The 5,275-nt window shown below is 70.4% G+C and carries 8 protein-coding genes; 3 read left to right on the top strand and 5 right to left on the bottom strand.

Going from position 1 to position 5,275, the window contains the following annotated elements; genetic code table 11:
* From FM110_RS11065 to FM110_RS11055, 3 genes are all read right to left on the bottom strand, one after another.
* On the bottom strand, positions 1 to 230 hold a 230-nt coding region (locus tag FM110_RS11065; RefSeq protein ID WP_143276377.1), incomplete at its 3' end, for a helix-turn-helix domain-containing protein.
* A 71-nt stretch (positions 231 to 301) separates the two neighbouring features.
* Positions 302 to 721, bottom strand: a complete 420-nt coding sequence (locus FM110_RS11060; RefSeq protein WP_087104819.1) for a VOC family protein — start codon at positions 719 to 721, stop codon at positions 302 to 304.
* Between the two features lie 45 nt (positions 722 to 766).
* A complete protein-coding gene (locus FM110_RS11055; RefSeq protein WP_200810228.1) occupies positions 767 to 1,138 on the bottom strand; it encodes a helix-turn-helix domain-containing protein in 372 nt (123 codons plus the stop codon).
* Positions 1,139 to 1,319: 181 nt separating this feature from the next.
* On the opposite strand from FM110_RS11055, the gene FM110_RS11050 reads away from it, so the two are divergent.
* The 3 genes from FM110_RS11050 to FM110_RS11040 all read left to right on the top strand — a co-directional run bounded on the left by FM110_RS11050 (position 1,320) and on the right by FM110_RS11040 (position 3,509).
* Positions 1,320 to 1,940 (top strand): DMT family transporter, encoded by a 621-nt coding sequence (locus FM110_RS11050; protein WP_087104817.1) that lies wholly within the window; start codon positions 1,320 to 1,322, stop codon positions 1,938 to 1,940.
* A 28-nt stretch (positions 1,941 to 1,968) separates the two neighbouring features.
* The gene (locus FM110_RS14150; RefSeq protein ID WP_087104816.1) at positions 1,969 to 2,613 is read left to right on the top strand and encodes a hypothetical protein; all 645 of its coding nucleotides are present in this window, start codon (positions 1,969 to 1,971) and stop codon (positions 2,611 to 2,613) included.
* A 383-nt stretch (positions 2,614 to 2,996) separates the two neighbouring features.
* Positions 2,997 to 3,509 carry a GNAT family N-acetyltransferase gene (locus FM110_RS11040; RefSeq protein ID WP_087104815.1) on the top strand — a complete coding sequence of 171 codons (513 nt, stop codon included), beginning with the start codon at positions 2,997 to 2,999 and terminating at the stop codon, positions 3,507 to 3,509.
* Between the two features lie 44 nt (positions 3,510 to 3,553).
* On the opposite strand, the gene FM110_RS14990 is transcribed toward FM110_RS11040, so the two are convergent.
* Both FM110_RS14990 and FM110_RS11035 read right to left on the bottom strand, forming a co-directional pair.
* A complete protein-coding gene (locus tag FM110_RS14990) occupies positions 3,554 to 3,892 on the bottom strand; it encodes a hypothetical protein (protein ID WP_327230777.1) in 339 nt (112 codons plus the stop codon).
* A 12-nt stretch (positions 3,893 to 3,904) separates the two neighbouring features.
* Complete coding sequence (locus FM110_RS11035) at positions 3,905 to 4,933, bottom strand: APC family permease (RefSeq protein ID WP_327230776.1); 1,029 nt, start codon at positions 4,931 to 4,933, stop codon at positions 3,905 to 3,907.
* Positions 4,934 to 5,275: the final 342 nt, after the last annotated feature.

Genomic DNA, 5,275 nt, shown 5'->3' with positions numbered 1-5,275 from the left:
GCATGATCCGATCCTCCTTGAGGAAGTAGGTCGGAACGAAACCCAGGGCGCTTCAAGGACCGGTCCTGCATGGACTGGCCGGCCCGGTAGCGGTCGGCCCAGCGTTTCACGGTCGGCCACGAGACTTGGAAGCGGGCAGCAACCTCACTAACCGGCCAGCCCTCGTCTACGACCAGACGCGCGACGATCCGTCTGTGGCGCGGGGTCAATGCTGCATTCGCATGGGACATGGTTTCTCCGAACGTCGCACTGGGGCCCGGCCATACGGCCGGGCCCCAGTGGTAGGCATGTGCGATCTGAATCAGTGCGACTGAGGCGCACTGGCGGGCTGGGTCAGCCGAATCTGGTTGCCGAACGGGTCACGGATGGCCATGTCGACGCCGTAGGGCTGCTCTGCCGGCTCTTGGGTGATCTCTGCGCCTGCCGCCTTCAACCTCTCGAAATCGGCCTGGATGTCATCAGTGTGAAGGATGATCCAGTGGGCACCTTTTTCCGTGATGTGAGTCACCGAGCGTGCAGTTTCTACATCGATCGGAGGCGGTCCGGGCTTTTGGAGCATCAGTTCGCGCTCGGGGCGGCCCGGCAGGCACACGGTAAGCCAGCGCATCGGTCCTAGGTCCGCGTCTGTATGGACCTCGAACCCGAGCACGCGGGTGTAGTAGTCCAGCGCGACATCCTGATCGTTGACAAACAGGGGCGTGATGGCGATGTCAGTGATCATGTGGCTCACGCTAGGTGGCCGCGCTGGCATCTGGCTTCTCCAAAATCACTGCGCTTCCGTGGTGCCCCCGTGCAGGTTCACTTGCGTGGGACGGCCATTGGCCATGATCCAACAGCCCGGCGCCAGCGGCAGTGGGCCGAGAGCGCGGTGTTGAAGTGGGGAATGTCCCATCAGCTTGGTGAAGGTTCGGGTGAAGGTGCCCAGCGACTCGTACCCGACCTCGTGCGCAATGTCGGTGACCGATCGTGAAGTGGAGCGCAAGAGTGTGCCAGCGCGCTCGATGCGTCGGCGGTACAGGTACTGGTGCGGCGTCTCCCCGAAGGTGAGTTTGAACTGGCGCAGGAAGTGGCTTGGTGACAGATGTGCGATCGCGGCGAGCTCAGCGACGTCGAGGGGCTCGTTGAAGTGGCGGTCCATGACGTCACGCGTTCGCAGGAGCGTTCGCGTCCTCGACTCCGTCGCCATGTAAGCAGTCACCTCCTTGTAGACCCGATCATGCCAAGTGCTCGCTGGCAAAGCCGCAACTTGGCGGCCCCTCCTGGCTTGAAACCCGAGCTGGGGCTCGATCAACGTCTCCGGTCAGTACACCTAGTTCTGCCTGTACAACCTCGCGCTGAACACCGCAGAGCGGACCGTCGACGCGGGGACCGCGGCGCTGCTGGTGAACCTCGCCCCGCTCATCGTCGTGCTGCTCGCAGGGGTGCTGCTGGGCGAGGGGCTGCCGCGCTCGCTGCTGATCGGTGCGCCCGTGTCCTTCGGCGGAGTGGCGCTCATCGCCGCGGCCGGTGAGCGCCACGCGACCGCGGGCGGCGTGCTCATGGGTGTCGCCGCGGCCTTCCTGTACGCCGGGTGCACGCTGCTGCAGAAGCGCCTGCTCGAGCGCGTCGACGCCGCGAGCCTCACCTTCCTCGGAGCGGTCGCGGGTGCTCTCGCGCTGCTGCCGTGGGCGCCGCAGCTCATCGGGCAGGCGGCCCGCGCCCCGCTCGGTGCGACGCTCGCCGTGGTGTACCTGGGCGTCTTCCCGACCGCGATCGCGTTCTCCACCTGGGCGTACGTGCTCCGACGGATGTCGGCGGGGCAGACCGCCGCGACGACGTACGCGGTCCCCGCCGTCGCCATCGTGCTGTCGTGGCTGCTGCTCGGCGAGGCGCCGACGGCGGTCATGCTCGTCGGCGGTGCGCTGTGCCTGCTGGGCGTGCATCTGACGCGTCGGCGCTGAGCCGCCCTCCGTTGCTACATTCACGACCATGACCACGCCCGATGACGACCCCGACATGATGTGGACGACCGAGGGCCGGGAGCGCTACCTCGAGGGCGTCGAGGTGCTCGTCGAGCAGCTGCGCCGCCACGCGCGCCTGGTCGCGGGCCTGGATCGGGAGCACTTCGACCACGACCCGGACACCCGGCGCACCTACTGGACGTCGCAGGACCTCGTGCACCGGGCCATCGCCGATGCCAACGACCGCGAGCTGGATTGGGCGGGCGCGATGTCCCTGCCGGCGGTCGAGGTCGATGCCGACGGGGAGGACGCGGCCGACATCGAGCTCATCGACCTCGAGGACGAGGCGGTGCGGCCCCGCGGCGACGTCCTCTCGCTCGTGGGCCGATGGGACGTGGACATCGTCGACCCGGAGCGGTTCCTCGCGGCCGGGCGCGCGGCGTACACGCGCCGGCACGACCTGGAGGATCCGGTGTTCGCCGAGGTCAGCGTGACCGATCCGCTCGAAGCGGCGGCCGCGCTGCTGGAGTCCCCGACGTGGCCGGAGCTCGAGGTGCCCGGTGCCTCGGTCGCCCTCGGCGCCTACTGGCAGTACGTCCAGCACGACGAGCCCCTCGCCGACCTCGACGACCCGGAGGACGGGGATCCCTTCGACATCGTCAGCGGACCCTGACGCCGCGACGAGGCGCGGTGCGGAAACGACGAACGCAGAGCTCCGTCGGTCGGCACGGAGAACCCGGGGGCGCTGGGCGGCGGACGAGCAGACTTCTCTGCCGTCAGTGCCGGCATCGGCGGGGCATTCCGGCACTCGCGGCAGAGCGCTCGGAAGTCCTCTGCTTTCAGCGTCGGAACGGACGCCTCATTCCGACGCTGAAAGTAGAGGAGCCGCACGGTGCGCGGGGACTGACCGTTCGTTCTGCACAGATCGTGCGCGGCAGCCGGGCCGGATGCGGCGCCGGGACGCTGAGAACGAAATCAGGGGTCCCGCACCGCGTCGAGGCGTGTGCCGCGGAGAATCGGGACGACAGCGCCGCCGTCGGCTCGTAGCCTGGGCCGATGCCTCTGATCCTGCGCCCCCTCGAGCCCGCCGATGAGCAGGCGGTGCGCCGTTTGCACGCCGAGCTCGCCGAGGAGGACTTCGAATTCCTCTTCGACGCCGACGAGCCCTTCGCCGCGATCATCGAGCGCCATCGTCGCGAGTCGGCGGGCGAGGACCTCGCGCCCGGTCGCGTGCCGGCGGACTTCCTGGTCGCGGAGGTCGACGGGGAGGTGGTCGGCCGCGTCTCGATCCGCCACGCGCTCAACGACTTCCTGCTAGCCGAGGGCGGGCATGTCGGCTACGCCGTCGGGCGCTCGCAGCGCCGTCGCGGGTACGCCACCGAGATCCTGCGGCTCTCGGTCGAGCGCCTGCGGGAGCTGGGGGTCGAGCGTGTGCTCGTGACCTGCGACGACGCCAACATCGCGTCGGCGGCGACGATCGAGCGCTGCGGCGGCGTTCTCGAGGGCCGTCGGCGCGCGGGGGACGGCACCGTCAAGCGCCGCTTCTGGATCGAGGCCGACGCTCTCTGACAGGCCCGCGGGAGTCGGGGCGGCCGAGCTGTGTCCGGGCCCGTTCAGACCGAGGTCGTCCGGTCCTCCGGCGTCTCGACATCCGCACGCCGCACCCGCCGGGGCGCGACGGCCGCGAGCAGCGCGGCGACGGCGAGGAACGGGATGCCCAGGCGCCACACCTCGGCCTCCACCTGGGTGAGCAGCAGCAGGCACGAGGCGATCGCGAGCACCGGCACGACGATCGGCACGCGGAAGCCCTCGGCCTCGCCCGAACGGCGGCGCAGCACGAGCACCGACGCGTTCACGCCCAGGAACACCAAGAGGAGCAGCAGCACCATCGCCCCGGCGAGCACCTCGATCGTCCCCGTCAGCGCGAGGCCGAGCGACAGCGCTGTCGTCACCAGGATCGCGACTCACGGCGTGCGCCGCCCGGGCAGCACGCGCGCCAGAAGGCGGGGGAGCAGACCGTCGCGGGCCATGCCGTAGGCCAGGCGGGAGGACATGATGCCGGTCAGCAGGGCGCCGTTGGCGACGGCCACCAGCGCGATCGCGCTGAACAGCACGGGCGGCACGATCCCCGCCGCGCGGACCACCTGCAGCAGCGGGGCGCTCGATCCGGCGAGCTGGTCGGTGGGGACGACGGCCGAGGCCACGGCCCCCACGAGCGCGTAGACGAGGCCTGCGATGACGAGCGCGCCGAACAGTGCTCGCGGGTAGGAGCGGGCCGGGTCGCGGGTCTCCTCGGCGAGGTTCGCGCTGGTCTCGAAGCCGACGTACGAGTAGAACGCGAGCACCGTCGCGGCCAGCACGGCGGTCAGCGGTCCGTGCTCGGGCGTCCCGAGCTGCGTCAGGCGCGACAGGTCGCCGCCGCCGCGCGCGACGACGATCAGACCGAGCACGATGATGAGTGCGAGACCGCCCACCTCGATGATCGTCGCGACGCGGTTGACCCCCAGCGACTCGGAGATCCCCCGCATGTTCAGTGCCGCGAGCAGCGCGAGGAACACGGTGACCACCACGGGCACGGGCCAGGACACGAAGGCGCCGAGATAGTCGCCCGCGAAGCCGAGGGCCAGCGCACCGACGGAGACGATGCCCGCCGACAGCATGCAGAAGCCTACGAGGAAGCCGACGAACGGGCCGAACGCGAGGGTCGCGTAGTGCGAGGACGCCCCGGCGCGCGGGAAGCGGGTCGCGAGCTCGGCGTAGGAGCCGGCGGTCAGCAGCGCCATGAGCAGCGCGGCGACCAGCGGCACCCACACGGCGCCGCCGGCGATGCCCGCGATCTGCCCGACCAGGACGTAGACCCCGGCGCCGAGGACGTCGCCCAGGATGAACAGCAGCAGCGCGCCCGTGCCGACGCTGCGACGCAGGGGCGTCCCGCCGGTATCGGATGGCGCGGGCGGCGGAGGGGCGGGGGAGGGCACGTGGGAGCCGGGCATGCGCGTCACGGTGGGGGCGGTGGCGCCCCAGGGCCGCGCGCCGACGACCGTACGGTCGGTCGACCACGCTCGCCGAGAGTCAGGATCGGTGTCGTTTCCGGTGCGGATCGAGCCGGATCCTGACTCTCGGCGATGACGTGGTGAGGTGGCGCTGATTCCGGTGCACCACCCCGCCCATGACACCTGTCATGCCCTGGTCATGATCGAGGGCCCTTCGCCCGTGACCTGCAGCGACAGAGGGTGGAGCCATGAACATCACCACCGCCTCCACCGCGACCGCCGCCCGACCCGCAGCCGCCCCGCGCGCAACCAGCGCGACATCTGCCGAGAGCCCCGTCGCCC

Source organism: Brachybacterium nesterenkovii, assembly GCF_900163655.1.
Classification (GTDB): Bacteria; Actinomycetota; Actinomycetes; order Actinomycetales; family Dermabacteraceae; genus Brachybacterium; species Brachybacterium nesterenkovii.
The sequence above is the reverse complement of the archived record's forward strand: the minus strand, read 5'-3'. Positions and strand labels throughout refer to the sequence as shown.